Annotated in this window: 13 protein-coding genes and 1 pseudogene; 11 read left to right on the top strand and 3 right to left on the bottom strand. The window is 63.8% G+C overall.

Annotated elements, in window-relative coordinates; translation table 11 throughout:
* Window positions 1-107 precede the first annotated feature (107 nt).
* Complete coding sequence (gene mfd / locus MKP05_RS11780; RefSeq protein WP_240568463.1) at window positions 108-3,557, bottom strand: transcription-repair coupling factor; 3,450 nt, start codon at window positions 3,555-3,557, stop codon at window positions 108-110.
* Between the two features lie 216 nt (window positions 3,558-3,773).
* Between mfd and MKP05_RS11785 the strand changes: the two genes are divergently transcribed.
* From MKP05_RS11785 to MKP05_RS11835, 11 genes are all read left to right on the top strand, one after another.
* On the top strand, window positions 3,774-5,237 hold the full coding sequence (locus MKP05_RS11785; RefSeq protein WP_240568445.1) for a glyceraldehyde-3-phosphate dehydrogenase: 1,464 nt from the start codon (window positions 3,774-3,776) through the stop codon (window positions 5,235-5,237).
* A gap of 317 nt (window positions 5,238-5,554) precedes the next feature.
* Complete coding sequence (locus tag MKP05_RS11790; RefSeq protein ID WP_110283812.1) at window positions 5,555-6,904, top strand: Na(+)-translocating NADH-quinone reductase subunit A; 1,350 nt, start codon at window positions 5,555-5,557, stop codon at window positions 6,902-6,904.
* Window positions 6,904-8,130, top strand: coding sequence for an NADH:ubiquinone reductase (Na(+)-transporting) subunit B (locus tag MKP05_RS11795; RefSeq protein ID WP_240568446.1), 1,227 nt, complete (start codon window positions 6,904-6,906; stop codon window positions 8,128-8,130). The genes MKP05_RS11790 and MKP05_RS11795 overlap by 1 nt, the downstream gene beginning before the upstream one ends.
* Window positions 8,130-8,948: a Na(+)-translocating NADH-quinone reductase subunit C gene (locus tag MKP05_RS11800; RefSeq protein ID WP_240568447.1), complete on the top strand. Its 819-nt coding sequence runs from the start codon at window positions 8,130-8,132 to the stop codon at window positions 8,946-8,948. Before MKP05_RS11795 ends, MKP05_RS11800 begins: the two co-directional genes overlap by 1 nt.
* 2 nt (window positions 8,949-8,950) lie before the next feature.
* The gene (locus tag MKP05_RS11805; RefSeq protein WP_240568448.1) at window positions 8,951-9,619 is read left to right on the top strand and encodes an NADH:ubiquinone reductase (Na(+)-transporting) subunit D; all 669 of its coding nucleotides are present in this window, start codon (window positions 8,951-8,953) and stop codon (window positions 9,617-9,619) included.
* A gap of 1 nt (window position 9,620) precedes the next feature.
* Entirely contained in the window at window positions 9,621-10,238 is a 618-nt protein-coding gene (nqrE, locus tag MKP05_RS11810; protein WP_240568449.1) for an NADH:ubiquinone reductase (Na(+)-transporting) subunit E, read from the top strand.
* A gap of 72 nt (window positions 10,239-10,310) precedes the next feature.
* Window positions 10,311-11,543: an NADH:ubiquinone reductase (Na(+)-transporting) subunit F gene (nqrF, locus tag MKP05_RS11815; protein WP_240568450.1), complete on the top strand. Its 1,233-nt coding sequence runs from the start codon at window positions 10,311-10,313 to the stop codon at window positions 11,541-11,543.
* Window positions 11,540-12,361 carry an FAD:protein FMN transferase gene (locus MKP05_RS11820; RefSeq protein ID WP_240568451.1) on the top strand — a complete coding sequence of 274 codons (822 nt, stop codon included), beginning with the start codon at window positions 11,540-11,542 and terminating at the stop codon, window positions 12,359-12,361. The genes nqrF and MKP05_RS11820 overlap by 4 nt, the downstream gene beginning before the upstream one ends.
* On the top strand, window positions 12,358-12,615 hold the full coding sequence (gene nqrM, locus MKP05_RS11825) for a (Na+)-NQR maturation NqrM (protein ID WP_102626092.1): 258 nt from the start codon (window positions 12,358-12,360) through the stop codon (window positions 12,613-12,615). Before MKP05_RS11820 ends, nqrM begins: the two co-directional genes overlap by 4 nt.
* A gap of 123 nt (window positions 12,616-12,738) precedes the next feature.
* Window positions 12,739-14,130 (top strand): Si-specific NAD(P)(+) transhydrogenase, encoded by a 1,392-nt coding sequence (gene sthA, locus MKP05_RS11830; protein WP_240568452.1) that lies wholly within the window; start codon window positions 12,739-12,741, stop codon window positions 14,128-14,130.
* 721 nt (window positions 14,131-14,851) lie between these two features.
* Window positions 14,852-15,799: a hypothetical protein gene (locus MKP05_RS11835; RefSeq protein ID WP_240568453.1), complete on the top strand. Its 948-nt coding sequence runs from the start codon at window positions 14,852-14,854 to the stop codon at window positions 15,797-15,799.
* Window positions 15,800-16,032: 233 nt separating this feature from the next.
* Here MKP05_RS11835 and MKP05_RS11840 read toward each other — a convergent pair.
* Window positions 16,033-16,391, bottom strand: a pseudogene (locus MKP05_RS11840) (transposase); the annotation flags it as partial.
* A 39-nt stretch (window positions 16,392-16,430) separates the two neighbouring features.
* Window positions 16,431-17,504, bottom strand: coding sequence for an IS3 family transposase (locus MKP05_RS11845; RefSeq protein WP_240568454.1), 1,074 nt, complete (start codon window positions 17,502-17,504; stop codon window positions 16,431-16,433).
* Window positions 17,505-17,536: the final 32 nt, after the last annotated feature.

A 17,536-nucleotide genomic window follows, 5' to 3' on the forward strand; every position in this document is an offset into this window, starting at 1 on the left:
ACGCCGGTGTCCTTGCCGGCAGTGTCAGGGATCAGGCTGCGATGTTCCGCTTGGCTAACAGTATAGAATGCCCTATGGCGCAGCGGTTCGCCACGGGAAAATCTCGTTCAGGCCGCCTCGGCCTTGCGGTTGAGGGCCTCGAGCAGTTGCTCCACCGCCTGGAAGCGCGCCTCTGCCTTCTCCATGTTCGCCTCGAAGCGCAGGGTGTCGGCGCCATCGAGGCGGTAGCGGTCGGGCGCGCCCTGGATCAGCTCGACCAGGGTCAGGGGGTCGACCCGGGTCTGGCCGCCGAAGATCACCCGGCCCTTCTCCGGCCCCGCCTCGAGGCGCACGATGCCGAGTTTCTCGGCGCGTTGGCGCAGTCGCGTCTGGCGCAGCAGGGTCTTCACCGGGACTGGCAACAGGCCGAAGCGGTCGACCATCTCCACCTGCAGCTCCTTGAGTTCGGCCTCGTTCGCGGCGCTCGCGATGCGCTTGTACATCACCAGGCGCTGCTGCACGTCGTGCAGGTAGTCATCGGGAATCAATGCCGGCAGGTTCAGGCCGATCTCGACGCCCTCGTCGAGGGGCGCCTCGATGTTGGGGGTCTTGCCGGCGCGAATCGCCTTCACCGCCCGGTCGAGCATCTCCATGTAGAGCCCGTAGCCGATGGCCTCCATCTGTCCGCTCTGCTCCTCGCCGAGCAGTTCGCCCGCGCCGCGGATCTCCATGTCGTGGCTGGCCAGGGTAAAGCCCGCGCCGAGCTCCTCGGCCCCGGCGATGGCCTCCAGGCGCTTGACGGCATCCCGGGTCATGGCCCGCGGCGGAGGCGCCAGCAGGTAGGCGTAGGCCTGGTGGTGGCTGCGCCCGACCCGGCCACGCAGCTGGTGCAGCTGGGCCAGGCCGAACTTGTCGGCGCGCTCGATGACGATGGTGTTGGCGCTGGGCACGTCGATGCCGGTCTCGATGATGGTGGAGCAGACCAGCACGTTGAAGCGCTTGTGGTAGAAGTCCGACATCACCCGCTCCAGTGCCCGCTCGGGCAGCTGACCGTGGGCGACCCCGACCCGCGCCTCGGGCACCAGTTCGCGTACCTTGCTGGCGGCGGTCTCGATGGTCTTGACCTCGTTGTGCAGGAAGTAGACCTGGCCGCCGCGCAGGATCTCGCGCAGCAGGGCCTCCTTGATCACCGCCTCGTCGCGCTGCTGGACGAAGGTCTTCACCGACAGGCGCCGGGCGGGCGGCGTGGCGATGATCGAGAGGTCCCGGATGCCGCTCATGGCCATGTTCAGGGTCCGCGGGATCGGCGTGGCGGTCATGGTCAGGATGTCCACCTCCGCCCGCAGGCTCTTGAGGCGCTCCTTCTGGGCCACCCCGAAGCGGTGCTCCTCGTCGATGACCAGCAGGCCCATGTTGGGCAGCTTCATCGACTTCGACAGCAGCTTGTGGGTGCCGATGACGATGTCCGCCTGGCCGCCCTCGATGCGCTTGAGGGAGGCGGCCTGCCCCTTGCCCTCGGTGAAGCGGGAGATCAGCTCGATGTTCACCGCGGTGTCGGCGAAACGGTCGCGGAAGTTCTCGAAGTGCTGACGGGCGAGCAGGGTGGTGGGTACCAGCACCACCACCTGGCGACCCGAGTGCACGGCGAGGAAGGCGGCGCGCATGGCGACCTCGGTCTTGCCGAAGCCCACATCGCCGCACACCACCCGGTCCATGGGCCGCGGCGCGGTCATGTCCCCGAGCACGGCGGCGATGGCGGCGCGCTGGTCCGGCGTCTCCTCGAAGGGGAAATTGGCCGCGAAGCGGGCGTACTCGATATCCGGCGGCGCACAGGCGAAGCCCTCGCGGGCCTCGCGGCGGGCGTAGATATCGAGCAGCTCGGCGGCGGTGTCGCGGATCTTCTCGGCGGCGCGGCGCCGCGCCTTGTCCCACTGGTCGGAGCCGAGCCGGTGCAGCGGGGCCAGCTCGTCGTCGACCCCGGCGTAGCGGGAGATCAGGTGCAGGCTGTCGACGGGCACGTAGAGGCGGGCGCCGTCGGCATACTCCAGGGAGACGAACTCGGCGGCCTGGCCGCCGGCCTGGAGGGTCTCGAGCCCCTGGTAGCGCCCCACCCCGTGAGCCTGGTGCACCACCGGGGCGCCCGGGCGCAGCTCGGAGAGGTGGCGGATCGCCAGTTCGTTGTCGTCGGTGGCCTTCTCGCGCCGGCGGCTCTGGCGCACCACCTCGCCGAACAGCTCGGTCTCGCTGATCACGGCAAGATCCGGCGCGGTCAGCCACAGGCCGGCGTCGATCTCGCCCTCGGTGATCGCCAGGCGCGTCTCGCCCGCGAGGAAGGTGTCGAAGCCCTCTACATGGGGCAGGGCCAGGTGCAGCGGGGCCAGGGTCTCCTCCATCGCCTCGCGTCGCCCGCGTGACTCGGCGACGAACAGCACCCGGCTGTCGACGTGCTCGGCGAGGAAGGTCTCGAGGGCGGCGAGCGGCTGCCTGGCCCGGGCGTCGACCGCCACGGCGGGCGCCGCCTTCGCCCGGGGCAGGTGGGCATGGCGATGGTCGGCGTCGTCGGTCAGCGCCACCCGCGGGTGGCGCTTGATGGCGCCGAACACCTCGGCCACCGGGACGAAGGCGCGATGGGGGGGCAGAAGCGGTCGGGTGGGGTCGACGCCGAGGTTCTCGAAACGGCTCTCGATGGACGCCCAGTGGTGTTCGGCGGCCTCGCGAACACCGGGCAGCAGGGCCACCCGGGTGCCCTCGGCCAGGTGCTCGAACAGGGTCGCCGTCCGTTCGAAGAACAGCGGCAGGTACTGCTCCAGGCCGGGGGAGGGGATGCCCTTGAGGGCGTCCACGTAGAGCGGGCACTGGCGCGGGTCGACGTCGAACAGGGTCTCGAAGCCCTCGCGGAAGCAGGCGATGGCCGAGCGCGACAGCGAGTACTCGTGGGCCGGCAGCAGCTCGACGCGCTCGACCTTGTCCTGGCTGCGCTGGCTGTCCGGGTCGAAGCGACGCAGGGTGTCGACCTCGTCGTCGAACAGGTCGATGCGCAGCGGGGTCTCGCTGCCCATGGGGAAGAGATCGATCAGGGCGCCACGCAGGGCGTATTCGCCGGGTTCGAAGACGGTCTCCACGGCGCGGTAGCCGGCCCGGGACAGGCTCTCGCGGAAGCCTTCCCGATCGAGGCGCATGCCCACCTCCAGGGTCAGCACCCGCCCGGCGATGTACTCCACCGGCGGCAGCCGCTGCATCAGGGTATTGATCGGCACCAGCACGATGCCGTGCTCGCCGTCCTGCAGCAGGCGCAGGGTCCGCAACCGGGCCGAGACGATGTCCTGGTGGGGCGAGAAGCTGTCGTAGGGCAGGGTCTCCCAGTCGGGAAAGGGCAGTACCGGCAGCCGGGCGTAGAAGCGCAGGTCGTTCTCCAGGCGCTGGGCCTGGGCGGTGTCGGCGGTGACCACCAGCAGCGGCGCATCGCTGGCCAGTCGGGCCAGGGCGAGGGCGCTGGCGCTGCCGGGGGGCGTCTGCCAGTAGAGGGTGTCGCGCAGGCCCTGTGGCCTCGGGGGGTCGAGCGGCGAGAAGTTCGGCATGGTCTCTTCGGCTGGGTGGCGGTGAGGCACGAACCCCTCCCGCAGTGGTTTCAGCTGGATTCCGGGACCATCATACCAGCCCCATGACGCGCGCTTGTAGTCAAACGCCGTTTCCTGTAATCCCCCTACAGCGGCTGCGACCATACTGCGATTGCCCCGGGCGGACGGCCCCCCGATAATGACGACGACCCCTTTACACCATCAGAGAGGCTTCCCGTGAGTGAGCAACCCCTCGATACCGTCTTCCAGGCATGGCATGACAACCAGGCGACCGCCGAGCAGATGATCCCGCTGATCGGCAGCCTCTACCGTCGCAACAACGTGGTCACGACCCTCTACGGGCGCTCGCTGTTCAACCGCTCGGTGATCCGCATCCTGAAGGACCATCGCTATGTGCGGAAGATCGAGGGGACCGAACTCTCCGTGCTGGACACCTTCCCGCTTGTCCAGGCGATGACCCAGCTCAACCTGGGCCCGGCCCACGTCGACGTGGGCAAGCTGGGCGTGGCCTTCAAGAAGCGCGGCGGCGGTGACGCCCTGGCCTTCCTGCGCGAGGAGCTCGCCGAGATCGTCGATGCCCACGACCCCAACGGCAGCAACGGCGAGCCCAAGGACGTGGTGCTCTACGGCTTCGGCCGCATCGGGCGCATCCTGGCCCGGGTGCTGGTCGAGAAGGCCGGTGGCGGCAACCTGCTGCGCCTGAGGGCCATCGTCGTGCGGGGCCGCGGCGACATCGCCAAGGACCTCGAGAAGCGGGCGAGCCTGCTGCGCCGCGACTCCGTGCACGGCCCCTTCGACGGCACCATCCAGGTCGACCCCGAGGCGCGCACCATCACCGCCAACGGCAACGTCATCCAGGTGATCTACGCCGATTCGCCGACCGACGTGGACTACACCGCCTATGGTATCGACAACGCCGTGGTGGTGGACAACACCGGTATCTGGCGCGACGAGGCGGGCCTGGGCCAGCACCTGCAGTGCAAGGGCGTCGCCAAGGCGCTGCTGACCGCCCCGGGCAAGGGCGATGTCAAGAACATCGTCTTCGGCATCAACGACGGCGACATCAGCCAGGACGATCGCATCCTGTCGGCGGCGTCCTGTACCACCAACGCCATCGTGCCGGTGCTCAAGGTGCTCAGCGACGAGTACGGCATCGCCAACGGCCATGTGGAGACGGTGCACGCCTACACCAACGACCAGAACCTGATCGACAACTACCACAAGGGCGATCGCCGCGGCCGCAGCGCGCCGCTCAACATGGTGCTCACCGAGACCGGCGCCGCCAAGGCCGTGGCCAAGGCGTTGCCGGAGCTCTCCGGCAAGTTGACCGGCAACGCCATTCGCGTGCCGACGCCCAACGTCTCCATGGCGATCCTCAACCTGACCCTGGAGAAGGAGACCGACGCCGAGGCGCTCAACGACTACCTGCGTCGCATGTCGATCGATTCGGCCTACCAGAAGCAGATCGACTACGTCGACTCGCCCGAGGTGGTCTCCTCGGACTTCGTCGGCAACCGCCATGCCGGCATCGTCGATGCCAAGGCCACCATCGCCAACGGCAAGCATGCCGTGCTCTACGTCTGGTACGACAACGAGTTCGGCTACAGCTGCCAGGTCGTGCGCATCCTGCAGCACGTCTCCAACGTGAAATTCCTCAAGCTGCCCCGCTCCCGGTCGTAAGTCCTGACCGCGCCGCCCCCTCGAGCGAAGGGGCGGCGTGCCGTCTCGGGCGCTCCTGCCTCCCGCCGAACCGGCTGTTCGTCGTCGATTTCAACGCAGATTCCACAGTCTGCGACAATTTTTCACTTGCCTCCGGGCATCGTCTGCGACCTTCAGGCAGGTGGTCATCACCCAGGCTTGTCTTTATAATACCGAGGATTTTTCGGGGTGGTCCGAGCTTGCCTCGGGCCTGACTGGTAACGTACTGACACCACAAGAATTCGATTCCATTCGAACCCCTTTCCTTCGTATATCCGATCCATCAACTGGGCGAGACTATGATCGAAGTCAAGAAAGGCCTGGATCTCCCCATCACGGGGGCGCCCGAGCAGCGCATCGAGGATGCGCGCCCGGTACGTCACGTGGCGATCCTGGGTACCGACTACGTCGGCATGAAGCCGACCATGGAGGTCCGGGAGGGGGATAGAGTCAAGCTGGGCCAGCTGCTCTTCACCGACAAGAAGATCGAAGGCGTGCGCTTCACCGCGCCTGCCGCCGGCGAGATCGTGGCAATCAACCGTGGCGAGAAGCGCAAGCTGCTGTCGGTGGTGATCAAGGTCGACGAGAACGAGGAGGCGGTCGAGTTCGCCGCCCATGGCCGTGACAAGCTCGAGGGCCTGGAGCGCCAGGCCGTGGTCGACCAGCTGGTCGAGTCCGGCCTGTGGACCGCGCTGCGCACCCGCCCGTACTCGCGCACCCCGGCCCTCGACGGCGTGCCGGCGGACATCTTCGTCACCGCCGTCGACACCCATCCACTGTGCGCCGACCCGGCCGAGATCATCAACGAGCAGCCGCAGGCCTTCGAGGACGGCCTCAAGGTCCTGGCCCGCTTGACCGAGGGCAAGGTCTATCTGTGCACCGCTCCCGGTGCCCGCATTCCGGGCGGCGACGTCAAGGGGGTCCAGGTCGAGACCTTCGGTGGTGTGCATCCGGCCGGTCTGGTGGGCACCCATATCCACTACCTCTCGCCGGTCGCGCTGCACAAGCGTGTCTGGCATATCGGCTACCAGGACGTGATCGCCTTCGGCAAGCTCTTCGCCGAAGGCAAGCTGGACATGAACCGGGTCGTCGCCGTGGGGGGGCCGCGCGCCGAAAAGCCGCGCCTGCTGCGTACCCGCATCGGCGCCAGCACCGAAGAACTGCTGGCCGGTGAGGTGATCGACCCCGATGGCACCCGCGTCATCTCCGGCTCGGTCTTCTCGGGCTTTACCTGCGAGGGCAGCCTGCGCTACCTGGGGCGCTTCCACAGCCAGTTCAGCCTGCTGGAAGAGGGCAACAAGCGCGTCTTCATGGGCTGGATGTCGCTTGGCGCCCACCGCCACTCGGTCCTGGGGATCTACCTGTCGAAGTTCACCGGCCTCAAGCACTATGCGCCGACCACCTCGACCAACGGTTCCGAGCGGGCCATGGTGCCGGTGGGGACCTACGAGGAGGTGATGCCACTGGACATCCTGCCCACCCAGCTGCTGCGCTCGCTGATCGTCGGTGACATCGAGACGGCCATGCAACTCGGGTGTCTGGAACTGGATGAAGAGGACCTGGCCCTGTGCACCTATGTGTGCCCCGGCAAGTACGAATACGGTCCCATCCTGCGCGACAACCTCACCATGATCGAGAAAGAGGCCTGATGATGGCGATCCGACAGACACTCGACAATCTCGAGCCGCACTTCCACAAGGGCGGCAAGTACGAGAAGTTCTACCCGCTCTTCGAGGCGGTAGACACCATCTTCTACTCGCCGCCCAACGTGGCCAAGACCACCGCCCACGTGCGTGATGGTATCGACCTCAAGCGCATCATGATCACCGTGTGGCTGTGCACCTTCCCGGCCATGCTGTTCGGCATGTGGGCCGCCGGCTGGCAGTCCAACATGGCCATCGCCGACGGCTTCGCCTCCATGGACGGCTGGCGCGAGGCGATCATGATGATCCTCGCCAGCGGCCACAACCCCGACAGCCTGTGGGCCAACTTCGTGCTCGGCGCGACCTACTTCCTGCCGATCTACCTGGTGACCTTCGTGGTGGGTGGCTTCTGGGAGGTGTTGTTCGCCGTCAAGCGCGGCCATGAGGTCAACGAGGGCTTCTTCGTCACCTCCGTGCTCTATGCCCTGATCCTGCCGGCCACCATCCCGCTGTGGCAGGTGGCGCTCGGCATCACCTTCGGTGTGGTGATCGGCAAGGAGATCTTCGGCGGCACCGGCAAGAACTTCCTCAACCCGGCGCTGACCGGTCGTGCCTTCCTCTACTTCGCCTACCCGGCCCAGATCTCCGGTGACGCAGTGTGGGTGGCGGCCGACGGCTTCACCGGCGCGACGCCGCTCTCCATCGCCTTCCAGGAGAACATGGCCGCCCTGACCAGCCAGTACAGCTGGTGGGACGCCTTCATCGGCTTCGTTCCCGGCTCGATGGGCGAGGTGTCGACGCTCGCCATCCTGATCGGCGCGGCGGTGCTGCTGTGGACCAAGATCGCCTCCTGGCGAATCATGCTGGGGACCTTCCTCGGCATGGTGGCGACCAGTGCGCTGTTCAACCTGGTCGGCTCCGACAGCAATCCGATGTTCGCCATGCCCTGGTACTGGCACCTGGTGATCGGCGGCTTCGCCTTCGGCATGGTGTTCATGGCCACCGACCCGGTGTCCGCCTCGATGACCAACCCGGGCCGCCTGATCTTCGGTGTGGTGATCGGCGTGATGACCGTGCTGATCCGTGTGGTCAACCCGGCATTCCCCGAAGGCATCATGCTGGCGATCCTGTTCGCCAACCTGTTCGCCCCGCTCATCGACCACTTCTTTGTACAGGCCAACATCAAGCGCCGCCTGCAGCGCACCGGTGTGCCGGCCGAGGAGACTGCCTGATGGCACAGAGCAATAACTCCATCAAGAAGATCCTGGGGGTGGCGTTCGCACTCTGCATCGTGTGTTCGGTCATCGTCTCGACGGCTGCGGTGGCGCTGCGCCCCCTGCAGCAGCTCAACCAGGAGCTAGACCGCAAGACCAACATCCTCAGCGTGGCCAACCTCTACGAACCGGGCATGGACGTGAATGCGGTGTTCGAGTCGGCCGTCATCCCGCGGGTGGTGGACATGCGCACCGGCGAGTACACCGACGAGTTCGACGCGGCCACCTACGACGGCTTCGAGGCACGCCGTGACCCGGCCGCCTCGCGTACCCTGTCCGGGGAGCGCGATCCCGCCGGCCTGACCCGCGTGGAGAACTACACCACCGTCTATCTGGTAGGTGACGAGGAGGATCCCGAGCAGATCATCCTGCCGATCCGTGGCCAGGGCCTGTGGGGGCTGATGCGTGGCTTCCTGTCCGTAGAGGGTGACGGCAACACCATCGTCGGCATCACCTACTACGAGCACAGCGAGACGCCCGGACTGGGAGCCGAGGTCAACAACCCGCGCTGGCAGGCCCAGTGGGAAGGCAAGCAGATCTTCGACGCTGAGGGTGACCCGGCCCCGGCCATTCACCTGACCAAGGGCGGCGCCAGCAACGAGAACGAGGTCGATGCCCTGTCCGGTGCCACCCTGACCAGCAACGGCGTCACCAACATGCTGCAGTTCTGGCTGAGCCCGGAAGGTTTCGGCGAGTACCTGGCGAAATTCCGCAGCGGCAACGAGCAGGAAGACGCTCGGGACGCCGATGCCGAACTCGAAGCTGAAGGAGCCTGATCATGTCAGCCGCTACTCCCAAGGGCGTCCTGACGACGCCAGTCTTCAAGAACAACCCCATCGCGCTGCAGGTGCTCGGCATCTGCTCCGCGCTGGCGGTGACCACCAGCATGAGCGTGTCGCTGGTCATGGCCTGTGCGGTGATCTTCGTCACGGCCTTCTCGAACCTGTTCGTGTCGCTGATCCGGCACCATATCCCGTCGTCGATCCGCATCATCGTGCAGATGACCATCATCGCCTCGCTGGTGATTGTGGTGGATCAGATCCTCAAGGCGTATGCCTACGAGATGTCCAAGCAGCTCTCGGTGTTCGTCGGCCTGATCATCACCAACTGTATCGTGATGGGGCGCGCCGAAGGCTTCGCCATGACCAATACCCCGGGCCTGTCCTTCCTGGACGGCATCGGCAACGGCCTCGGCTACGGCTTCATCCTGATGACCGTCGGCTTCGTGCGTGAACTGTTTGGTTCCGGCAGCGTGTTCGGCTTCACCGTGCTGCAGGCCGTGCAGGATGGCGGCTGGTACGTGCCCAACGGCCTGTTGCTGCTGCCGCCCTCGGCGTTCTTCATCATCGGCCTGATCATCTGGGTGCTTCGCACGCTGAACCCGGAGCAGATCGAGGAGAGCGAGTTCAAGATGAAGCACAACACCGAACCGAAGGAGGCCGTGTAACATGGAACACTATATCAGCCTGTTCGTCGCCTCGGTCTTCGTCGAGAACCTGGCCCTGGCGTTCTTCCTGGGCATGTGCACTTTCCTGGCGGTGTCCAAGAAGGTCTCCGCGGCCTTCGGCCTCGGCATTGCCGTCATCGTGGTGCTGACCATTTCCGTACCGGTCAACAATCTGATCTACACCTTCCTGTTGTCCGAGGGGGCCCTGACCTGGACCGGCATCAGCGGTGCCGAGAACATCGATCTGTCGTTCCTCGGCTACCTGAGCTACATCGGCGTGATCGCCGCCCTGGTGCAGATCCTCGAGATGTTCCTCGACAAGTATGTGCCGGCGCTCTACAACGCCCTGGGCGTGTTCCTGCCGCTGATCACCGTGAATTGCGCCATCCTCGGGGGGGTGCTGTTCATGGTCGAGCGCAATTACAACTTCGGCGAGGCCGTGGTCTACGGCTTCGGTTCCGGGGTCGGCTGGGCACTGGCCATCACCGCCCTGGCGGGAATCCGCGAGAAGCTCAAGTACAGCGACGTTCCCGGCTCCCTGCAGGGGCTGGGCATCACCTTCATCACCGTGGGCCTGATGTCGCTGGGCTTCATGTCCTTCTCGGGCATCCAGCTCTGAAGCCGGTCGTGCTGTCCCGGCGGTGACCCTTGCCGCCGGGAATCAGACAACGTCAAGCAATAGGAAACCGACATGGTTGATACAACAGTCATCTTGCTCGGTGTGGTCATGTTCACCCTGGTCGTCATCGGCCTGGTTCTGGTGATCCTGGCTGCCCGCAGCAAGCTCGTCAGTACCGGGGACGTGACCATCGAGGTCAACGGTGATCCCGAACACACCCTGACCACCCAGGCCGGCGGCAAGCTGCTCAATACGCTGGCCGCCAACGGCATCTTCCTCTCCTCCGCCTGCGGCGGAGGCGGCTCCTGTGCCCAGTGCAAGTGCCGCGTGGAGGAGGGCGGTGGCGCCATCCTGCCCACCGAGGAGTCCCACTTCACCCTGCGCGAGAAGAAGGAGGGCTGGCGGCTCTCCTGCCAGGTGCCGGTGAAGCAGGACATGAAGATCGAGGTGCCCGAGGAGGTCTTCGGCGTCAAGCAGTGGGAATGCGAGGTCATCGCCAACCCCAACGTGGCCACCTTCATCAAGGAGCTCAACCTCAAGCTGCCCGAGGGCGAGGAAGTGGCCTTCCGTGCCGGCGGCTACGTGCAGCTGGTGGCCCCGCCCTACGACATCAAGTTCTCCGACTTCGACATCGAGGAGGAGTATCGGGGCGACTGGGAGAAGTTCGATCTGTTCAAGCTCTCCCACAAGAACAACGAGGAAGTCATCCGCGCCTACTCCATGGCGAACTACCCGGAAGAGAAGGGCATCCTCAAGTTCAACATCCGCATCGCCACCCCGCCGCCCAACACCAATCACCCGCCGGGCCTGATGTCGACCTACGTCTTCAGCCTGAAGCCGGGCGACAAGGTCACCGTGATGGGGCCCTTCGGCGAGTTCTTTGCCAAGGACACCGACGCCGAGATGGTCTTCGTCGGCGGCGGTGCCGGCATGGCGCCGATGCGCAGCCACATCTTCGACCAGCTCAAGCGGCTCAAGACGAAGCGCAAGATCTCGTTCTGGTACGGTGCGCGCTCCTGGCGTGAGACCTTCTACAACGACGAGTACGACAAGCTGGCCGAGGAGTACGACAACTTCGAGTGGCACCTGGCGCTCTCCGACCCGCAGCCCGAGGACAACTGGAACGGCCCGACCGGCTTCATCCACAATGTCCTCTACGAGAACTACCTCAAGGACCATCCGGCCCCCGAGGACTGCGAGTACTACATGTGCGGGCCACCCATGATGAACGCCTCGGTGATCAAGATGCTGCTCGACCTGGGCGTCGAGCCCGAGAACATCCTGCTGGACGACTTCGGCGGATGAGCTTCCTCGCCGCAAGGCGAAACAAGGGGCCGGCCTGCGGGCCGGCCCTCTTTCTGTTGGCCCTGTTGCTGCCGGTGACGCTGCTGGTCGGATGCCGCAGCCAGTCACCGCTTCACCAGTTCGAGGGCACGGCCCTCGGTACCGGCTACCACATCACCCTGCATGCCGACCTGGACGAGGGAGCTCGCGAGCGTCTGGTGGCCGGCATCCAAGGTGAACTGGTCAACCTCGAACAGGACCTGGCGCGGCTGCTGGTGCCGTTGCGTCAGGCCCGTCGAGCGCTGCTTTCCGGGGCGGCGAACGATGACGACCCGCTGGCGGATTCTCTGCTGCAGATGAGCCGGGCACTGGCGGTCGACCGGCTCGATGCGCTGCTCGAGAACCGCGGCATCGAGCATGCCATGCTGGAGCTGGGCGGGGTGGTGCGTACCCGGGGGCAGACGGGCGGGCGCCCCTGGCGACTGGCCCTCGACCGGCCCGGTCTTCCGGAGCAGGGGACGTCGTGGCTCAGGCTCGGCGACGCCGCCCTGGTTCACCTCGATGCCCGGGACGGTGCGGGCCAGTGGATCATCGAGGGTGGTGAGCCGGGAGGGCTCCTCTCGGTCAGCCGACTTCTTGCGGTCAGCGTGGTGGCGCCCACGGCCCTCGAGGCCGACCGTCAGGCCCGCGAGCTGATGACGGCCGGCCCCGAGGCGGTTGCGCAGGCCGCGGAGCGTGCGGTGCGCATCGTTGTCCTAACATCACAAGGTATTGAAATTCATCATGGCTCGGCACTCGAAGCGTACCTCGAGGAGTCGTCGAAGGGAGAGCACACATGACCATCTGGCTTATCGTTCTGGGCTTCATGCTGCTGATCATGGCCGCCATGGCGGTCGGGGTGATCCTCGGCCGCAAGCCGATCGCCGGCTCCTGCGGCGGGCTCAACCAGCTTGGCCTCAAGGAGGGCTGCGAGGTCTGCGGCGGCAAGGACGAGGTCTGCGAGGAAGAGAACCGCAAGCGCCAGGGCAGTGCCCGCCGCCGTAGCGACGAGAGCCGCGGCGCCGATCTCGGCTATGACGCCACCAAGCGCTGACCGGGCTTCGGCCGGAGCCGTAAGCTTGAAGCTGTAAGCGATAAGCAAAACCATTGTCGCTGACTAGCTCGGTGGCGGCTTGCGGCTTGCGCCTTTCAAGGGAACAAGGAGACGCGAGAGTCCATGGCAGTCCATAACTATCACGTGGTGGTGATCGGGACCGGCCCCGCGGGCGAGAGTGCCGCGATCAACGCCGCCAAGCACGGCAGGCGGGTGGCGGTGGTCGAGAAGCAGCCTACGGTAGGGGGCAACTGCACCCACTGGGGCACCATCCCGTCCAAGGCGTTGCGCCACCAGGTCAAGCAGATCATGCAGTTCAACACCAACCGCATGTTCCGCGACATCGGCGAGCCGCGCTGGTTCTCCTTTCCCCGCGTGATGGAGCGATCCCGTGCCACCATCGACCAGCAGGTGGCGATGCGCACCAACTTCTATGCGCGCAATCGCATCGACCTGTTCAGCGGCGTCGCCCGCTTCAAGGACGAGCATACCCTGCTGGTGCGCGGCAATGACGAGGGCATGGAGGAACTGGTCGCCCGGAAGGTCATCATCGCCACCGGCTCACGCCCCTATCGGCCGGGGGATATCGACTTCCGCCATCCGCGCATCTACTGCTCAGACACCATTCTCAGCCTGAATCATACGCCGCGCACCCTGATCATCTTCGGTGCCGGGGTGATCGGCTGCGAGTACGCCTCGATCTTCTCGGGGCTCGGCGTCAAGGTCGACCTGATCAACAACCGCGACAGCCTGCTCTCCTTCCTCGACGACGAGATCTCCGATGCGCTCTCCTATCACCTGCGCAAGCACGGGGTGCTGATCCGCCACAACGAGGAGTACGAACGGGTCGAGGGTGATGAGTCTGGTGTCACCGTACACCTCAAGTCGGGCAAGCGGCTGCGTGCCGACGCCTTCCTGTGGGCCAACGGCCGTACCGGCAACACCGACCAGCTGGGCCTGGAGAGCATCGGCCTGGAGGCCAACGGTCGCGGCCAGCTTCAGGTCGACGACCACTACCGTACCGCCATCCCGCACATCTACGCCGCCGGTGACGTGATCGGCTGGCCGAGCCTGGCCAGTGCCGCCTACGACCAGGGGGTCAACGCCTGCGACGAACTGCTCGAGCGTGAGTATCGCTTCGTCAGCGAGGTGCCGACCGGCATCTACACCATCCCCGAGATCAGCTCCTTCGGTCGCACCGAGCGCGAGCTCACCGAGGCGAAGGTGCCCTACGAGGTGGCCCAGGCCTTCTTCAAGGATACCGCGCGGGCCCAGATCACCGGCGATACCGTGGGCATGCTGAAGATCCTCTTCGACCAGGACAGCCTGGCGATCTACGGCATCCACTGCTTCGGCGACCAGGCCTCGGAGATCGTCCACATCGGCCAGGCGATCATGCAGCAGCAGGGCGAGGCCAACTCCCTCAAGTACTTCGTCAACACCACCTTCAACTATCCCACCATGGCCGAGGCCTACCGGGTGGCCGCCCAGAACGGGCTCAATCGGGTGTTCTAGGCAATCGAGTATTACGTTCTTCAACCGCGCCGGTCGACCTCGACCGGCGTTTTTATGCGTAACCGCCTGAGATGGATGGCGCTGCTTTCATCCACGAGCTCAAGACCCGGCGGTGCAGTCTTCATCCGGCTATGCCGAGCATCGATGATGCTCCCGGCTCCAGCTCTCACATGACTTCCTCCCAAAAAGAACACGAGAAAAATAAGGTGCGCAGAAATCGGCTCACTATGTAATCTTGTGTATGCAGAATCTTTACTTTTGTAGCTATCAGACAGGGTCGACCGGCTGATTGGAGCGTTAAGGCTTGGCCATCCAAGATGAAGTGTGCGGCTTTGGAGAATGCCATGGCAACACTCCAGGGCGGTAGCGTGGCTGGACGTAGGAAGCATGGTATGGATCGACAATGACAGCGTCTCATGCCCATGACATGAGATAAGGATACCGTTATGGCCCCTCTACTCAGGCGCACCTGGATACTTCCCTTCCTCAATGGCCGGTAGCCTGACCGGGTGTGCCATGGCGCCGGGAGGGCACATCGATTACCAGGCCGACGCGCCGGACATTGACCACTTGGTGGATATCGAGCCCATAACCCCCGGCCTGGTGGCAAATTTTCGCCGAGAACTCCCGGTCTATCGAGATGAGGATGAAGTGGTCCAATAGTACTGGCCGCTAGTGGGTCAGTTCAGATAGCCATTGACAGATTCGAGAGAGATTCGCTATGCATGGAAAGACTGCTCGTAGTCAGCATGTGAGTCATCAAGCAAATCAGCACAGTATACTTTCATGCTTTCAAGCCCCTGAAGCCCCCTACCATATGGCGCTTCGCTCTCTCTCGGAAGATCTTTCCCCTCTCCCGAACGTAGAGAAAGAGGTGCCATCCGGCAAGGCAGTCTATCAAGAGCGGATAGCACTCACACCCCGGTTCCGGAGTAACCTGGCGCGGTTTGCCGGCATCGTCCTGCCGCGAGAATCCGCAACACTGGAACTGCAGATAATCACACCGGTGTCATTGGCACAGCTGGACCCCACTGGATCCATTTCTAGCATAGGGAACTGGTCGATACTCATGGAAGATGAGGCCAGTCGGCTTGCTCTTTGGCTGCTGAATATTAATGCCAGACATTTTCTGGAGTATGCCCGGCCAGACAGGTTTTCAGGCACCGCTGCTAGGCTTGAATCTTTCAGGGAATTCATGAGGATAAACGAGTTTAAGTGCGATGAAGTTGTTCTGGCCTCCAGTATTGTGTTGGAGATATATGGTTTGAGAAAGGCTGATGATATTGATTATCTGGCACTTGGTGAGGAGAAGTTTTCAATGCGGGGGATCGAGTCACAAGATAGTCATCTTTTTTACCATTGCTTGAGTAAGCAGGAATTGATTACCAATCCTGACTGGCATTTTCAGATTGATGGCATCCGGTTTATTTCCTTGTCTCAATTAAAAAAATTCAAAAAGAATAGAAGCTCTCCTCATAAAGATTGCCATGATGTGGGTATGATGGAAGCGCTTGAGAGTGGGAGTTGTGTGGGATTATGGCGCCACAGGGTGCTGCATAAACTATGTTCCATTTATCTTCGCTCAAGAAAGAATAGTGTCCGTGCGCTACGTTCTAGCAGCCTTTATTCACTGGTAAGATCCATCTGCCGCAGCCTTGGGGGAAGTTAGGTTTGCAACTGAAAGATTAAAAATGCAATGTCTCCAATATTCTTGCTTCGAGGCTGTGAGCTGGTAAAATCAAGGCGCTAGCAATTCTTGGGCAGTGAGATGTTAGTGCGCCGGAGCTGAAAAGGCAACTTACCGAATCGGAAGAGCGGCTCAACCAGTAACGGGCAGAACTCGACAGCGTTGGCCTGTCCAGCGACGAGCAGGCCGCCATCCAGCGATATAAGTACCTTTGCAAAACTAATCGCATATTCCTTTTCGTAGTCTGATAGGATCCGCTTTACCTCGCTGCATAATGTTGCGAAGCTTTCGTAGGCAGTCAGTGGCAACCAGGCATACTTGACTTGGCGCCACAGAATCTCAATCAGGTTCAGCTCCGGCGAATAAGCCGATAGGTAAATCAGGTGCCACGATGCGACATCCAATCCACTACCTTCCGCCTGAAGTTTTTGGAGCGATGCATGCTGGCATTGTCGAGCACCACGACGGCAAAGGTATCCGGGTCTTTCTGGACCACAAACTGGTCGAACGCTTCGATGACCGTCTTGGTGGTCACCGGTTCGGTGGTGGTGTGGGAGACCAGCTTTCCGGCTCGGCCGGTAGATGTCAAGAAAGTTGTCGTGTCTGATCATTGTCACGCCGCCTGTTTTTCTGGTTCAACCAGCGTGACTTCGGGTTCCCGCTCCGGATTGAGCGAAACGGTTTCGATAGGCGCCCAGTTGCGGGTCTTGCCGCTCCAGCGCGCTGGGTTGGCCTTGCGGGCCGCCAAGTTCAGTGCGTGACGCCGCGTCAGGATGGCCTTGTCCTGGCGCGCATGGCGCTCGCCCGGTATCACGAAGCGGATGCCGCTGTGGCGGTGCTCATGGTTGTACCAGTGGACGAAGCCCTGCACCCATTGCCGTGCCTCACCGACGCTGGCAAAGCCGTCCACCGGGTAATCCGGCCGGTACTTGCATGTACGGAGCGCCGCCTCGGAGTAGGGGTTGTCGTTACTGACCCGTGGCCGGCTGTAGGACGGCGTGATGTTGAGGTCGTGCAGCTTCTCCAGCAGCGTAGCGCCCTTGAACGGGCTGCCGTTGTCGGCATGCAGCACCAGCGGCTGGTTGACCACCTTCTCGGCCAGCACGGCCCGCTCGATGACGGTGCGCGAGTTGAGCGCTGACTCGGCCAGGAAGACCTCCCAGCCAACGATCTTGCGGCTGAAGATATCGAGGATCATCACCAGGTAGTAATGCTCACCCTTGATCGGTCCACCGAGCCAGGTGCAATCCCAGGACCAGGTCTGATTGGGACCGGTCGCGTGGTAGGTCGTGGGCCTGGCGTGGTGCCTCGGTGCTCTGGCACGCCCGCGGTGGACGACCTCGTGATGCCGTCGCAATACCCGGTAGAACGTCGATACCGAGGCGATGTAGCGGCTTTCCTCGTCCAGCAGCCGCACGACGATCTGGTCGGGTGGCAGGTTGGCGAATTCCGGCCGGTGGCACACATCAAGGATCTCCTGTTCCTCAGCCGCCGTCAGGGCATTGGTGGGCACCGGCCGCTCGGCAAAAGGGCGCTGATCCTCCCGGAGTTCGCCATCACGGGTCCAGCGCTGATGGGGCCGGGGCGTGATGCCCAGGACCTCGCAGGCGGGCTCGAGACGGGCACCAGCGTTGCGCGCCTCATTGATCAGCTCGACAGCATGACGGCGATCCGGGGTGCTGATCATTCGTCCTCGTCCCCCCAGATCGCCTTCGCCTT

The sequence above is a fragment of the Halomonas flagellata genome (assembly GCF_022487945.1).
GTDB lineage: Bacteria > Pseudomonadota > Gammaproteobacteria > Pseudomonadales > Halomonadaceae > Halomonas > Halomonas flagellata.